This window comes from Zwartia sp. (genome assembly GCF_049655405.1).
Taxonomy (GTDB): Bacteria; Pseudomonadota; Gammaproteobacteria; order Burkholderiales; family Burkholderiaceae_B; genus Zwartia.
This window is the reverse complement of the sequence record NZ_JBASJR010000013.1, coordinates 522,815-536,117: the sequence shown is the minus strand read 5'-3', so window position 1 is coordinate 536,117 and position 13,303 is coordinate 522,815. Positions and strand designations below refer to the sequence as shown.

Below are 13,303 nucleotides of genomic sequence, written 5' to 3'. Positions count from 1 at the left end.
GGAAATCATGGCAAATGAAAAGCAGAGTTTCTTCTCGCATGAGACCCTTGAGAAAAATATCGGGTTGATGATTATTTGTAGCATTGTGGTCGTGTTGTTTGCAGGTCTCGTTCAGATCGTTCCCCTGTTTTTTCAACATTCGTTGACTCAACCTACACCTGGCGTCGAACCTTACGATCCACTCAGACTGATGGGGCGCGATCTTTATATCCGGGAGGGGTGTGTAGGATGTCACTCTCAGCAGATTCGGATGTTGCGCGCTGAAGTACAGCGTTACGGCTCCTATTCGCTGGCAGGGGAGTCTGTGTTTGACCGTCCATTCTTGTGGGGCTCCAAGCGTACGGGGCCTGATCTTGCCCGGGTGGGTGAGCGTTATTCCGATGAATGGCACCGCGTTCACCTGCGCAATCCAAGATCGGTTGTGCCAGAGTCCAACATGCCCGGTTATCCCTGGCTTGCCCAGCGTCAGCTGACTGATACGGATATTCAGGACCGCATGAAAGCGTTGCGTATTTTGGGTGTGCCCTATACGGAGGCGCAGATCGAGAGTGCGCCAGCCGCGCTGAAGGGTAAAACAGAAGAAGACGCCATGATCGCGTATTTGCAGGGGTTGGGCACAGGCGCGCGTAAAGCGGCTCAAGCTGCTGGGTCAAATCAAACACCATCAGCCGCACCGGGAGTTCGATAATGCTTGCCTATCTCAATGCAATTGCAACAGTGTTAGCGATGCTGACATTTTTCGGAATTATTTGGTGGGCCTTCTCGAATGGGCGCAAAAAAGCAAATGCAGAAGCTGCCAATCTTCCGTTTGTTTTGCCAGATGAAGGCGTTCAAGAGCAGAAAGAGCAGAAAGAGGAGCCACGTCCATGAGTGATTTTTTCAATGGTTTTTGGGGCTATTACATCGCGATTATCGCGGTGGGTGGGATTGTGTGGTGCTTGTGGTTGTTGTTTTCTCAGCGCAAATGGTTGATCAATAAAAAACCTGGTGTTGTTGAGGATACAGGTCACGTTTGGGATGGCGACCTTCGCGAGTTAAATAATCCTGTACCCAGATGGTGGACTTTTATGTACATCATCATGTGCGTGGTCGGTTTGGGTTATTTGGTTCTGTATCCCGGGCTCGGTGCCTATCAGGGTGTGCTTGGTTACACAACGGCTGTCGAAGTCAAAGATGACCAAACTAAACTCAACGAAGAGGTCAAGCCAGTCTATGCGCGTTTTGCGGCGATGGATATTCCCGCTATCGCGGCAGATCCTGATGCGCGGATCATTGGTCAGCGACTGTTTTTAAACAATTGTGCCCAATGTCATGGCTCTGATGCGCGAGGAGCAGTGAGTTTTCCTAATTTGGCTCAAGGGGATTCAATGTACGGCCGCACACCAGAGGCTTTACATATTTCCATTGCTAAGGGACGCAACGGTGTGATGCCTCCGATGAGTGCCAATATCAGCCCCAAATCAGCGGGCGAAATTGCGCAATATGTTCGCTCAATGTCGGGCTTGGCACATGATCAAATTCGTGTGATCCCAGGTAAACGCGAGTATCTCAATAACTGTGTCGCCTGTCATGGCGTAGACGGCAAAGGCAACAAAGCACTTGGCGCACCTAACCTGACCGATGACGTTTGGCTTTATGGCAGCTCAGAAGCGACGATCGTAAACAGCATTCTAAATGGCCGTAACAATCGGATGCCCGCTCAGGAGCATGTCTTGACGCCCGAACAGATTCGATTGTTGTCAGCCTGGGTGTGGGGATTGTCGGGCGGCAAAGATGTGACAGTTTCTGCAGCGATGTCCGGCAACACGGCCAAGTGATCGATGATAATTCAGCGAGGGGATGCGCATGACCTCTGATTCTCAGACTCCCAAGTCAGATGAGGTCGCGCCACTGGCTTGGCGTCCGCTTGGCAGTCAACCTTTGCCGCCAGGGGCGGAGTTACTTGAACAAACTCTGGCGGATGTTCGCCAAAAAATTTATGCGCGTTCAGTGATGGGTGTATTTGCGCGTTGGCGTATCGCACTGGTGTTGCTGACTCAAGTCCTCTTTTACGGTTTACCTTGGTTAAATTGGAATGGTCGACAAGCGGTTCTTTTTGACCTAGGTGCGCGTAAGTTTTACATCTTTGATATGGTGTTGTGGCCTCAGGACGTGATTTACCTGACCCTATTGCTCATCATCTCTGCATTAGGCTTGTTTTTATTTACAGCGATCGCGGGCCGGTTGTTTTGTGGCTATGCCTGCCCTCAGACTGTCTACACTGAAATTTTCATGTGGATTGAGCGCAAGGTTGAAGGCGATCGTGTTGCTCGCATTCGCTTGGACGAGTCGCCTTTCTCTTTGCGCAAGGTCCGGATCAAAGCAACTAAGCATGCGCTTTGGCTTGTCGTTGCATTCTGGACGGGCTTTTCGTTTATTGGGTACTTTGCTCCGATCAGAACGTTAGCCACTGATTTACTAGCGTTTACGCTGGGTCCTTGGCAGTGGTTCTGGTTGTTTTTTTACAGTTTTGCAACGTGGGGAAATGCAGGGTTTTTGCGTGAGCAAGTCTGTAAATACATGTGTCCATATGCGCGATTCCAGAGCGTCATGGTGGATCGCGATACTTTAGTCGTGACCTACGATACCGCGCGCGGCGAGCCTCGCGGCGCACGATCGCGCAAGGTCGATCACCGTGCGCAGGGAATGGGGGATTGCGTCGATTGCAGTATTTGCGTGCAGGTTTGTCCAACAGGCATCGATATCCGACAAGGACTCCAGTACATGTGTATTGGTTGCGGTGCGTGCGTAGACGCTTGTAATCAAGTCATGGATAAGCTTGACTACCCCCAGGGTCTTATTCGCTACACTTCTGAAAGAGGTGTTTTGGAGAAACTGTCACCTAAAGCTATACGTAAAAGCCTACTGCGTCCCCGGGTACTGATTTACTCAGTGTTGATGTTGGTGTTGGTCTCGGTGTTTATTGGCGCCTTGGCGACTCGCACTACTTTACGCGTGGATGTGATCCGCGACAGGGGAATGTTGGGGAGAGAAGTGGCAGGTGGCTTGATCGAAAATGTCTATCGTATTCAGCTGATCAATGCTTCCGAGCAACCTCTCGTGCTCTCTATCGCTGTAGAAGGGGTCCCTGGCATGTCTGTTGCTTTGGCTGATCGAACTTCGGTGCCCTTGGCGGGCGCACAGCAGAGTGAGACGAATCAGACTGCATCCCTGTTCAACGTTCCCAGTGCATCGAATCGCCTGATTGCAGTGGTGGTGAGAGCACCCGTAGAAGCAGCTAAACCTGGCCCACAACCGATAAAATTTATTACAAAGTCGCTTGGCGCTGACGGTGCCGTGCTGACTGAGATTACTGAAGCTTCAAGCTTTATTTTTCCGAACTAAGGAAACACCATGAACAGCGCACACCAAAAAATAGAAATGCCGCGTCCGACACCCTGGTGGCGAGAACCATGGCCTTGGATACTGATGGCTGGACCCGCTTTGGCGATTGTGGGGTGTGCGATTACGATCGTGCTAGCGGTGAGTAGCTTCTCAGATCAGCCCATACTTGAGGGGGGCATGAAACGGGGTTTGGTGGTGGAGAAAGCTCCTGGCAAGCCGCCATTAAACGAATCGCGATAATCAAAGGAGCTGCTATGAAGTGGCATTCATTGATGTGGATATTGTGGCCATCATTTTTGATGGCAGGGGTGGCGAGCGCAGTTATTTTTGCGTTGGTAGATCCGCTAGACGTCGCGATCTTTGGTTATATCCGACCAGACCGTCAAGTTTTGTATGCGGCTGGTTTTTTCTTTTTTTGGTCGATTGCGGCCTTGTCGAGTTTTTTGACCATATTCATGGCCCCCAAAGATAAAAAAGAAGCTGACGCTGTCACTTTTTAGCGCTTAGTGCCTCTCTCCCGCGAGCATTCTCACCGCTGTGTATGTCATGACATCCACATTGTCCTGGTTTTTAACATCGACACGTGAAGTCACGACTGCGCGATTGTTTTTGGACGTTGGCTTGATGGCGGTGACCTCCACCTCGGCCCAGATCGTATCGCCTGCAAGGACGGGCTTGAGAACTTTTTTGTGTACCTCAAGCAGTGCAAGCCCAGTCCCCTGAACCATACCCTGCATCAACAACCCCTCGATCAGTCCATAAGTCAGGCCTCCCGGGACAGGGCGACCCTGCATGGCACCATGGGAAAAGGTCTTGTCGATAAAAATTGTTTCGAGCATCCCTGTGACACTGATGAAATTAATAATGTCCGTCTCAGTGACCGTACGACGATAGGTTCTGAATTTTTGACCGACAGCCAGTTCCTGCCAGATATATCCTGACCCTAAAAGCTTAGTTTCTGTCATGTCTTCCTCTGCGAATTGGCTGTTATCGTGTCAAACAAATACAATCTCCATAGTATAAGACGATCTTAAATCGCCGTAACCGAGGCGCAGCAGTCATATCCTGCCGCCTCATCCAGACAGGTTAAATATGCTGACAGCACTTGAATTTACAGAAGTTCCAGACGATGAGCTCGCCTTCCGCGCAGAAATTCGTGCGTTTTTAAATGAGGAAATGCAAGGCGTACCCAATCACATCAAAGCGCGCTCTTGGATGGGGGTGAGCGACTCTTTTAGTAAAAGCCTGGCAAAAAAAGGCTGGTTGGGCCTGACGATTCCCAAAGAATATGGAGGCTCTGGCAAGGGATTTTTCTCGCGCTTTGTCTTGTCCGAGGAGCTATTAATTGCTGGGGCGCCTGTCGCCTCTCACTGGATTGCAGATCGTCAGAGTGGCCCGTTGATTTTAAATTTTGGCACCGAAGCGCAACGGCGCTTTTACATCCCCAAAATCTGTCGCGGCGAGGCTTTTTTTTGCATTGGTATGAGCGAGCCTAGCTCTGGTTCGGATTTGGCGAGTATTCGCACGCGCGCGACCAAGACCCCAGACGGCTGGTTATTGAATGGCAGCAAGATCTGGACCACTAATGCCCACGGTTGTGATTACATGATTGCGTTGGTGCGAACCTCAGGAGAAACCACAGATCGTCAAAAGGGCTTGTCGCAGGTCATCATCGATCTCAAGCTGCCCGGAGTGACCGTGCGTCCAATTCGGGACATGGCGGGAGATGCGCATTTTTCTGAGGTGTTTTTCGATAACGTCTCACTCGCACCTGAGGCACTCGTTGGGGTGGAGGGCCAAGGCTGGGATCAATGCACGGCTGAACTCGCTTTTGAACGAAGTGGCCCTGAGAGGATCTACTCCAGCATTGCCCTGTTAGATAGTTGGATGGATTGTTTGCGCGAGCAGAATGTGACAGATCCCGAAACGTGCGCCTTAGTTGGGTCTTTAGTAGCTGAAATGGCCGTCTTGCGTGCGCTTTCACTTGCCGTGACACAAAAGCTGGTCGATGGCGAGAGTCCTGCGACGGATGCTTCTGTCGTCAAAGACTACGGTACCGATTACGAACAAAAGCTGATCAGACAGATTAGTGCCTGGCTGGGGGCTCATCCTGATTTTGTGGCGAGTACAGACTTGCTGCAGACCCTTGGATATTTAGAGCAAATGGGGGTGACATTTTCACTACGAGGCGGTACGCGTGAAATTTTGCGCGGCATCATCGCCCGCGGCTTGGGATTGAGGTAATCATCATGCAAAATTCTTTCTACGACTCTGCAGACCGTTTCTTTGCTCAGGAGTGCACACCTGCGCAGCTCCGCCTCATTGAACAGGGGAGCGACCCCAAACCGCTCTGGGAAACACTTTTATCCGCTGGCTTTGCGGATGGGTTGCTTCCAGAAAGTGCAGGGGGGGCCGGCCTGACATTAAATGATGCTTGGCCGATTATGTTTTGCATGGGACGACACGCGTTGCCCCTGCCGTATGCGCACACAATGTTGGCGCGGGCCTGGTTAAGTCAACACGCCAAGGCTATTCCTGAGGGATCAGTGACGTTCGCTCCTTTTCAGGTTGCCTTAGATCACGCGGGGCTGACGGCGCATGCTGTGAGTTTCGGACTAGTGGCTGAGTGGGTATTGGTCCAACATGGCAAGCAAGTCTGGCTGTTGCCGGCGGCCGAAGCCATCGTGACACCTTCCGGTGGTCACGGAACGCTCGATGCAAATTTAACGTGGTCAGAGGCCGTTGTGCAACGCTCACAACTTGGCACTTGGGATGAACCTCAATTTCGACACCTGTTGGCCTTGTCTGTAGCGGTTTTGATTGCAGGCGCAGCTGATCGCGTGTTCGAGATGACGCTTGCACACGCGAATCAGCGCGAACAGTTCGGTAAGCCGATCGGACGTTTTCAGGCCTTGCAACAACAGATCAGCGAAGTCGCTGAGTTAGTCTTTGGTGCGCGCATGGCAACCGAAATGGCTTGTCGAAGTCAGGACTGGCAGCCGACGCCGATGCTGGCTGCCTTGGCTAAGTCACAGACTAGTCAAGCTGTTGCGCGAGTATCGGCTGTCGCGCATGCCGTGCATGGCGCGATTGGCGTGACGCATGAATACGATTTGCAGTTATTCACGCGCAGGCTCAATGAGTGGGCGCGTGTGGGCGGGGGGCAGTCGTATTGGGCCGAGCAGCTTGGTCGAGAGGTCTTGGCTAGCAAACAGAACACTCTAGACTTTGTGCGATCGGAGCTGTTTTTAGAGGCTAAGCGCTAAGTGTAGAGAGGCTCGTCAGGCAACCCTGCTTTAACAGGGTTTGCCGACGAGCTCATTGAGGGCGATCATGTCTAAAATTTTGATTTCACGTTGACTGACGCGAATCACACCATCTCTTGCAAACCTTGAAAACAGTCGGCTGACTGTTTCCAAGGTGAGACCAAGATAGTTACCGATTTCCTCGCGACTCATCCTCATGATGAACTCAGTCGAAGAGTAGCCAAGAGCGGTGAGGCGCTGAGATAAGTTGATTAAAAACGCTGCGAGTCGCTGCTCAGAGCGCATCGAACCGAGTGCCATCAGTACCTGATGGGATCTTGCGATTTCCTTGCTCATCAAGCGTCTGACCTGATGCTGAAGAGATGGGACGTAACGGCTGATCTCGTCGATATCGCCAAGCTTGACGACACAAACCTCAGAGTCCTCCATTGCGACCGCGGTCGAGCTGTGAATACCATCCATCATGCCATCCAAGCCTACGATTTCACCCGGGAGGAAAAAGCCCGTAATTTGTTGCTGACCGGATGCTGCGATAATTTGGGTTTTGATTGAGCCCGTGCGTAGGCCAAACAGTGCATCCAAGGGCGTGCCGTGCTCAAAAAGAGGTTGGCCTTTTTCCACACGCAGCCGTTCTTTGACAAGGTCATCTAGCTGAGCGACTTCATTTGCAGGCATGCCAACGGGCAAGCATACGCTTCCCATCATGCATGTCGAGCAATGCGGTGATTCCGATGTAACCGGCACACGTTTAAGCATGAGCTCTAGACTCCTTAACCTGCTGAGGCAAATTTAATACTTAAGATACGTGCCTATTGTATATCCCCTATGAGTAACCCTTGACTTATGTCAAGTTATTCTAGGGCAACTTAGGCTAGTCTAGGTATAAATGACAACAAAATCATTGATCAGCCATTGAAATTCAGCAAAACGCCCACATTTGATTCATAACGTAATTTGGCCACAAGCCACACTCACAATGTTAGGAGCGACACCATGCGTTTTGACAAGTTAACGACTAAATTCCAGCAAGCACTGGCCGATGCACAGAGTTTGGCCGTGCGTAACGACCACCCCTATATCGAACCTGCTCATGTTTTGTCTGCGCTTCTTGCCGACAGCGAAAGCGGTGCGGGTAGCCTATTGGCCCGAGCGGGTGTAGCGATTAATCGCCTTCAGCCCGCCTTGGACCTGATCGTCAAAGGTCTACCTCAAGTTAAGGGCGGGGATGGCAATATTCAAATCAGCCGTGACTTACAGTCCGTTTTTACGCGCATAGACAAAGAAGCTGCCAAGCGCGGCGATACGTATATTCCGAGCGAGCTGTTCTTGCTTGCCCTGTCTGATGACAAAGGCGATGTTGGGCGTGCGCTCAAAGAGGCTGGTTTGCAACGTCAAGCTTTGGATGCTGCGATTGATGCGGTGCGCGGTGGCGCGCCTGTGCAAGATCAAGATGGCGAGTCCAATCGCGAGGCGCTCTCTAAATACACCATGGATCTGACTGAGCGTGCGCGTCAGGGCAAGCTCGATCCTGTGATTGGTCGCGATGACGAGATTCGACGTGCGATTCAAATTTTGCAGCGTCGGACCAAAAACAACCCCGTATTGATTGGTGAGCCTGGCGTGGGTAAAACCGCGATCGTCGAGGGCTTGGCTCAACGGATCGTCAATGATGAAGTACCAGAGTCCTTACGAGGCAAGCGCGTGCTGTCTCTTGATTTAGCAAGCTTGTTAGCCGGTGCAAAGTTTCGTGGAGAGTTCGAGGAGCGTCTCAAAGCCGTCCTCAAAGAGCTTGCTCAGGACGACGGCAGCTACATCATTTTTATTGATGAAATTCATACGATGGTAGGTGCCGGCAAAGCCGAAGGTGCGATGGATGCTGGCAATATGCTCAAGCCCGCACTGGCGCGTGGTGAGTTGCATTGCATCGGCGCAACGACGCTTGACGAGTATCGTAAATACATTGAAAAAGATGCCGCACTTGAGCGTCGTTTTCAAAAAGTACTCGTGGACGAACCCAACGTGGAGTCGACCATTGCCATTTTGCGTGGTTTACAAGAGCGCTATGAGTTGCACCACGGTGTAGAGATTACTGACCCTGCGATTGTGGCGGCCGCTGAGCTTTCACATCGTTACATTACGGATCGTTTCTTGCCGGACAAGGCGATTGATCTGATTGATGAAGCCGCGTCCCGCATTCGCATGGAGATCGACTCCAAGCCAGAGGTGATGGACAAACTCGATCGACGCATTATCCAGTTAAAGATTGAGCGTGAAGCCGTTAAAAAGGAAAAGGATGAGGGTTCCATCCGTCGCTTCCAAATCATTGAGGAAGAGCTTGAAAAGCTTCAGCGCGAGTACAACGATTTTGAGGTGGTTTGGAAAAGTGAAAAAGCCGCAGTGCAGGGGACTCAGTCGATCAAAGAAGAGATCGAGCGGGCACGGGCTGAGATGGCTGAGCTTCAGCGCAAAGGCCAATTCGACAAGTTGGCTGAGATTCAGTATGGCACCTTGCCAGAGCTTGAGTCTCGCCTGAAAGCCGCTGAGGGCTCTGCAGTGGCGAACGCTCCCGGTGAGCGGCCTAAGTTATTGCGTACCCAAGTCGGTGCAGAGGAAATTGCCGAGGTTGTCTCGCGCGCAACGGGTATTCCTGTTTCGAAAATGATGCAGGGCGAGCGTGACAAGCTGCTCAAGATGGAAGAGCGTTTACATGACCGTGTGATTGGGCAAGACGAGGCTGTTGGGTTGGTGGCGGATGCCATCCGCCGTTCGAGGGCGGGTTTGTCGGATCCTTCACGCCCCTATGGTTCGTTTTTATTCCTTGGACCTACGGGCGTAGGCAAGACGGAGCTGACGCGTGCGCTGGCAGACTTTATGTTTGATTCGGATGAGCACCTGATCCGTATCGATATGAGTGAGTTTATGGAGAAACACTCCGTGGCTCGCTTGATCGGAGCGCCTCCAGGCTACGTGGGCTACGAAGAAGGTGGCTATCTGACCGAAGCCGTTCGCCGCAAGCCTTATAGCGTCGTTTTGCTTGATGAGGTGGAAAAAGCGCATCCGGATGTATTTAATGTCTTGCTGCAGGTCTTGGACGATGGCCGACTGACGGATGGTCAGGGTCGCACCGTGGATTTCCGCAACACAGTGATTGTGATGACCTCTAATTTAGGCTCGCAACACATCCAGGCCATGGTGGGTAAGCCTTACGATGCAGTCAAAGAAGTGGTCTGGGAAGAACTCAAACAGCATTTCCGTCCTGAATTTTTAAACCGGATAGATGAAATCGTAGTGTTTCATGCATTGCAAAGTCAGCATATTGAAAAGATCGCAGGCATACAGATCAATCGGTTGGCAAAAAGAATGGAGCAGCAGGAAATGCGCTTGGAGGTATCGGATGCCGCATTGGCTGAGCTGGCGCGCGAGGGCTTTGATCCAGTGTTTGGTGCTCGGCCGCTTAAGCGTTCGATTCAGCAGCAGTTGGAAAACCCAATTGCCAAGCTGATACTTGAGGGCAAATTCGGTCCAAAAGACGTTGTCCCAGTCGATTGGCGCGAGGGTAAGTTTGTCTTTGAACGGACGCTTCAGTAAATAGACTTTGTGTGCAATTGATCTATTCAGCAAAAGGCCCACCCTATAAAAAAGGGTGGGCCTTTTGCTTGGGTCCGTTAGCCTTTAGTGGCGCTTAGACTGCAACGTCCGTTTGATCCGTTCGATGGCAGCGTGCGCTGTGATCAGGAGTGAGTTTGACAATCTCAGGAACGCTTTGGCGACATGAGTCGAGTGCCAAGCTACACCGATCCGCAAACACGCAGCCTGGAGGCAGATTGCTCAGATCAGGCGGAGAGCCAGGAATGGTTTCGAGTCGTGTGCCTTTTGCCACGTTGCCATGCGCCAGGCTTTTGAGCAGGGCACGGGTATATGGATGCCGTGGTGAGCGCATGAGGGTTCTGGTGGTCCCTTCCTCAACGATTCTGCCCGCATACATCACCGCAATGCGATCGGCGACCTCGACTGCCGCACCGATATCGTGTGTGACAAAAATCACTGACAGACCGAGTTCGCGCTGAAGCTCGCGCAGCAGCAGCAAAATCTGAATCTGAACCGTGGCATCTAGCGCAGTAGTAGGTTCATCGGCAAGCAAAAGCTGAGGATGGCTGGCCAACGCCAAGGAAATCATGGCACGCTGCCGCATTCCGCCAGACATTTCATGGGGATATGCATCTAGCCGGCGCTCTGGACTGGGAATGCGAACGCGTTCAAAGAGCGATAAAGCTCTGGCACGCGCAGCCTCTTTACCGATGGACTCGTGGCGGAGAATGGCTTCGATGATTTGTTCCCCAACGCTGTAGACAGGGTCCAAGGCCAATAATGGCTCTTGAAAAATCATTGAGGCGACCTTGCCTCTAAAGCTTGAAAGTTCTGTGTTGGATAATTTGACGACATCTTGGTCGCCCACCAAGATCTGGCCTTCAAGTTTTGACTTGTCGGGATTGTGTAGTCTCAAAATAGAGCGCAGAGTCACGCTTTTTCCTGAGCCTGACTCGCCGATTAGCGCGACAACTTCGCCGCGCTTGACAGACAAACTCACGCCCGAAACCGCTCGGACAGGTTTTCGGCCGCCGGTAAAGGTGACATTCAGGTCTCGGATGTCGACAAAAGGTTTTTCATCAGTCATAGTGGGACTAGTTTGAGTGGTCATGCTGCCTCCTGAGCCGCTTTGGGCGCTTCGGTATGGCCACTGTTGACAACATGCATCAGGCAGGCGACGCCGTGTCCATCTTTGGCCGTCGCGAGTGGGGGCATTTTTTCAGAACACACTGGTTGGGCATGCACACAACGCGTGTGAAAACGACAGCCAGAGGGTGGATTGATCGGGTTAGGTGGATCACCCGCGAGAGGAGGCTCTTCCGTACGATTGTCTGGGTCCATGGATGGTACCGAGGACAGCAACGCGCGCGTGTAGGGATGTTGAGGTGACTCAAACAGCGTTTCGCAGTCTCCAATTTCCACCACTTGTCCCAGATACATCACCATCACACGATCAGAGATGTAACGCACGACGTTCAAATCATGGCTGATGAAAACATAGGTCAGACCAAAATCTTCCTTCAGATCCAGCAGCAAGTTCAGCACTTGAGCTTCAACAGATTTGTCCAGCGCTGAGACAGCTTCATCTAGGATGATCAAGCGAGATTGCAAGGCCAGTGCGCGTGCAATGTTCACACGTTGACGTTGACCGCCTGACAGCTCATGCGGATAGCGTTCAGCAAAACGCACAGGATCAAGACCCACGCGTCTGAGCAGGTCGCGGGCACGTTCAATCGACTCATCTTTCGATACACCATGCACTTGAGGCGCAAAGGCAATGGAATCCTCAATGGTCAAGCGCGGATTCAGTGAGGCATAGCTGTCTTGAAAGACCATCTGTGCCTGGCGACGAAACTCCTTGAGAGACAGATCGCGGCCACCCACGGACATGCCATCAAAAATAATGTCTCCGTTGTCGGGCGTGATGAGATTCATCAACAAACGAGCCGTAGTTGATTTTCCACAGCCAGACTCCCCGACCACACCAAGTGTTTCGCCTTTGCGGACCATAAAGTCGATGCCGTCGACTGCGCGCACCACACCACCACCTCGACCCAGCATATCTTTTTTAAGTGCAAAATGCTTGATCAAATTTTTAACCATCAGCAGAGGCTGTGCCTGACCGCCGACATCGGTATCGTTTTTCACAGTTGTCTTCATTAGTTCTTGATCTCCATGGCGTTACGCAGGCCATCCGAGAGCAGGTTGAAAGCAATCGAAGTCACAAAAATCATCACGCCTGGCAGCGCAGCGATCCATGGTTGAACATAGATGGCGGTGCGAAGTGTGTTGAGCATCAGGCCCCATTCAGGCTCAGGTGGTTTGACGCCCAAGCCGAGAAAGCTCAGTCCTGAAGCCAAAATCATCGAGACCGCGATCAAGCTAGTGGAATAGACAAAGATCGGACCCAGCACGTTGCCCAGCACATGTACACGGACAATCGTGAAGGCATTGGCACCAGAAGCACGCGCAGCGTCGACAAAATCCCGACCTCGAATTTGTGTCGTCACACTTTCAGCCACCCGCGCGATGGGGGGGATGAAGACGATAGTCAGCGAAATCAGGGAGTTGGTGATACCCGCTCCCAAGACACCAGACAATGCAATCGCCAACAGCACGGAAGGGAAGGCGTAAAACACATCGATCGTACGCATGATCACGGTGTTGATTTTGCCACCTGCATAGCCAGCCACCAGACCGATGACAGAGCCAATACCAAACGCCAGAATCACAGGGGTAATACCCATGAATAGCGAAAGTTTGGTGCCGACGATGAGACGGCTGAGCATGTCGCGACCGAGCTCATCGGTGCCCAGCAAGTGATCTGGAAAGCCGATCGGTTTGAGTCTTTTCATAATCGATGACTGGAATGGATCGTGTGGCACGAGCCATGGTCCAAAAACCGCCATGATGAGTAAGATCAAAATGACGATGCCAGCAAAGACAGCGACCTTGTCTCGCATAAAGCGCTGACCGACGTTTTTCCAATAGCCGGTGGATCTTTCCATCGCGACTGCTGGAACCTTAGAAGGATCTACGGTGATATTAAGCATATGTGTTCCCTG

14 protein-coding genes are annotated in these 13,303 nt (G+C 51.8%); 9 read left to right on the top strand and 5 right to left on the bottom strand.

What is annotated here, in order from left to right:
* Nucleotides 1-7 precede the first annotated feature (7 nt).
* Genes ccoO through WBJ47_RS13890 form a run of 6 tightly spaced genes read left to right on the top strand, consistent with a single transcriptional unit; the run spans nucleotide 8 to nucleotide 3,884 of the window.
* Nucleotides 8-688 carry a cytochrome-c oxidase, cbb3-type subunit II gene (ccoO, locus tag WBJ47_RS13915; protein ID WP_422246237.1) on the top strand — a complete coding sequence of 227 codons (681 nt, stop codon included), beginning with the start codon at nucleotides 8-10 and terminating at the stop codon, nucleotides 686-688.
* Nucleotides 688-870: a cbb3-type cytochrome oxidase subunit 3 gene (locus WBJ47_RS13910; RefSeq protein ID WP_422246238.1), complete on the top strand. Its 183-nt coding sequence runs from the start codon at nucleotides 688-690 to the stop codon at nucleotides 868-870. The genes ccoO and WBJ47_RS13910 overlap by 1 nt, the downstream gene beginning before the upstream one ends.
* The gene (gene ccoP, locus WBJ47_RS13905; protein WP_422246239.1) at nucleotides 867-1,817 is read left to right on the top strand and encodes a cytochrome-c oxidase, cbb3-type subunit III; all 951 of its coding nucleotides are present in this window, start codon (nucleotides 867-869) and stop codon (nucleotides 1,815-1,817) included. The genes WBJ47_RS13910 and ccoP overlap by 4 nt, the downstream gene beginning before the upstream one ends.
* Nucleotides 1,818-1,839: 22 nt before the next feature.
* Entirely contained in the window at nucleotides 1,840-3,384 is a 1,545-nt protein-coding gene (gene ccoG, locus WBJ47_RS13900; RefSeq protein ID WP_422246240.1) for a cytochrome c oxidase accessory protein CcoG, read from the top strand.
* Between the two features lie 9 nt (nucleotides 3,385-3,393).
* Nucleotides 3,394-3,624: a FixH family protein gene (locus tag WBJ47_RS13895; protein WP_422246241.1), complete on the top strand. Its 231-nt coding sequence runs from the start codon at nucleotides 3,394-3,396 to the stop codon at nucleotides 3,622-3,624.
* 14 nt (nucleotides 3,625-3,638) lie between these two features.
* On the top strand, nucleotides 3,639-3,884 hold the full coding sequence (locus WBJ47_RS13890) for a hypothetical protein (protein WP_422246243.1): 246 nt from the start codon (nucleotides 3,639-3,641) through the stop codon (nucleotides 3,882-3,884).
* Nucleotides 3,885-3,887: 3 nt separating this feature from the next.
* Here the strand turns inward: WBJ47_RS13890 and WBJ47_RS13885 are convergent, their stop codons facing one another.
* On the bottom strand, nucleotides 3,888-4,349 hold the full coding sequence (locus WBJ47_RS13885) for a MaoC family dehydratase (RefSeq protein ID WP_422246244.1): 462 nt from the start codon (nucleotides 4,347-4,349) through the stop codon (nucleotides 3,888-3,890).
* Between the two features lie 127 nt (nucleotides 4,350-4,476).
* Here WBJ47_RS13885 and WBJ47_RS13880 point away from each other — a divergent pair, with 127 nt between their 5' ends.
* Together WBJ47_RS13880 and WBJ47_RS13875 are read left to right on the top strand one after the other, a co-directional pair.
* A complete protein-coding gene (locus WBJ47_RS13880) occupies nucleotides 4,477-5,628 on the top strand; it encodes an acyl-CoA dehydrogenase family protein (protein WP_422246246.1) in 1,152 nt (383 codons plus the stop codon).
* 5 nt (nucleotides 5,629-5,633) lie between these two features.
* Nucleotides 5,634-6,650: an acyl-CoA dehydrogenase family protein gene (locus WBJ47_RS13875; RefSeq protein WP_422246248.1), complete on the top strand. Its 1,017-nt coding sequence runs from the start codon at nucleotides 5,634-5,636 to the stop codon at nucleotides 6,648-6,650.
* Between the two features lie 30 nt (nucleotides 6,651-6,680).
* On the opposite strand, the gene fnr is transcribed toward WBJ47_RS13875, so the two are convergent.
* Entirely contained in the window at nucleotides 6,681-7,406 is a 726-nt protein-coding gene (gene fnr / locus WBJ47_RS13870) for a fumarate/nitrate reduction transcriptional regulator Fnr (RefSeq protein WP_422246249.1), read from the bottom strand.
* A gap of 237 nt (nucleotides 7,407-7,643) precedes the next feature.
* On the opposite strand from fnr, the gene clpB reads away from it, so the two are divergent.
* On the top strand, nucleotides 7,644-10,238 hold the full coding sequence (clpB, locus tag WBJ47_RS13865; protein WP_422246250.1) for an ATP-dependent chaperone ClpB: 2,595 nt from the start codon (nucleotides 7,644-7,646) through the stop codon (nucleotides 10,236-10,238).
* A gap of 94 nt (nucleotides 10,239-10,332) precedes the next feature.
* Here the strand turns inward: clpB and WBJ47_RS13860 are convergent, their stop codons facing one another.
* Genes WBJ47_RS13860 through WBJ47_RS13850 form a run of 3 tightly spaced genes read right to left on the bottom strand, consistent with a single transcriptional unit; the run spans nucleotide 10,333 to nucleotide 13,291 of the window.
* Complete coding sequence (locus tag WBJ47_RS13860) at nucleotides 10,333-11,349, bottom strand: ABC transporter ATP-binding protein (RefSeq protein ID WP_422246252.1); 1,017 nt, start codon at nucleotides 11,347-11,349, stop codon at nucleotides 10,333-10,335.
* Complete coding sequence (locus WBJ47_RS13855) at nucleotides 11,346-12,398, bottom strand: ABC transporter ATP-binding protein (protein WP_422246254.1); 1,053 nt, start codon at nucleotides 12,396-12,398, stop codon at nucleotides 11,346-11,348. The genes WBJ47_RS13860 and WBJ47_RS13855 overlap by 4 nt, the downstream gene beginning before the upstream one ends.
* Nucleotides 12,398-13,291, bottom strand: coding sequence for an ABC transporter permease (locus WBJ47_RS13850; RefSeq protein WP_422246256.1), 894 nt, complete (start codon nucleotides 13,289-13,291; stop codon nucleotides 12,398-12,400). The genes WBJ47_RS13855 and WBJ47_RS13850 overlap by 1 nt, the downstream gene beginning before the upstream one ends.
* Nucleotides 13,292-13,303: the final 12 nt, after the last annotated feature.

Bases quoted from the DNA above. Each gene is read 5' to 3' on its own strand.
- WBJ47_RS13910 (WP_422246238.1), top strand. From the start codon at position 688: ATGCTTGCCTATCTCAATGCAATTGCAACAGTGTTAGCGATGCTGACA.
- WBJ47_RS13880 (WP_422246246.1), top strand. From the start codon at position 4,477: ATGCTGACAGCACTTGAATTTACAGAAGTTCCAGACGATGAGCTCGCC.
- ccoP (WP_422246239.1), top strand. From the start codon at position 867: ATGAGTGATTTTTTCAATGGTTTTTGGGGCTATTACATCGCGATTATC.
- WBJ47_RS13860 (WP_422246252.1), bottom strand. From the start codon at position 11,349: ATGACCACTCAAACTAGTCCCACTATGACTGATGAAAAACCTTTTGTC.
- fnr (WP_422246249.1), bottom strand. From the start codon at position 7,406: ATGCTTAAACGTGTGCCGGTTACATCGGAATCACCGCATTGCTCGACA.
- WBJ47_RS13850 (WP_422246256.1), bottom strand. From the start codon at position 13,291: ATGCTTAATATCACCGTAGATCCTTCTAAGGTTCCAGCAGTCGCGATG.
- WBJ47_RS13885 (WP_422246244.1), bottom strand. From the start codon at position 4,349: ATGACAGAAACTAAGCTTTTAGGGTCAGGATATATCTGGCAGGAACTG.
- ccoO (WP_422246237.1), top strand. From the start codon at position 8: ATGGCAAATGAAAAGCAGAGTTTCTTCTCGCATGAGACCCTTGAGAAA.
- WBJ47_RS13875 (WP_422246248.1), top strand. From the start codon at position 5,634: ATGCAAAATTCTTTCTACGACTCTGCAGACCGTTTCTTTGCTCAGGAG.
- ccoG (WP_422246240.1), top strand. From the start codon at position 1,840: ATGCGCATGACCTCTGATTCTCAGACTCCCAAGTCAGATGAGGTCGCG.
- WBJ47_RS13855 (WP_422246254.1), bottom strand. From the start codon at position 12,398: ATGAAGACAACTGTGAAAAACGATACCGATGTCGGCGGTCAGGCACAG.
- clpB (WP_422246250.1), top strand. From the start codon at position 7,644: ATGCGTTTTGACAAGTTAACGACTAAATTCCAGCAAGCACTGGCCGAT.
- WBJ47_RS13895 (WP_422246241.1), top strand. From the start codon at position 3,394: ATGAACAGCGCACACCAAAAAATAGAAATGCCGCGTCCGACACCCTGG.
- WBJ47_RS13890 (WP_422246243.1), top strand. From the start codon at position 3,639: ATGAAGTGGCATTCATTGATGTGGATATTGTGGCCATCATTTTTGATG.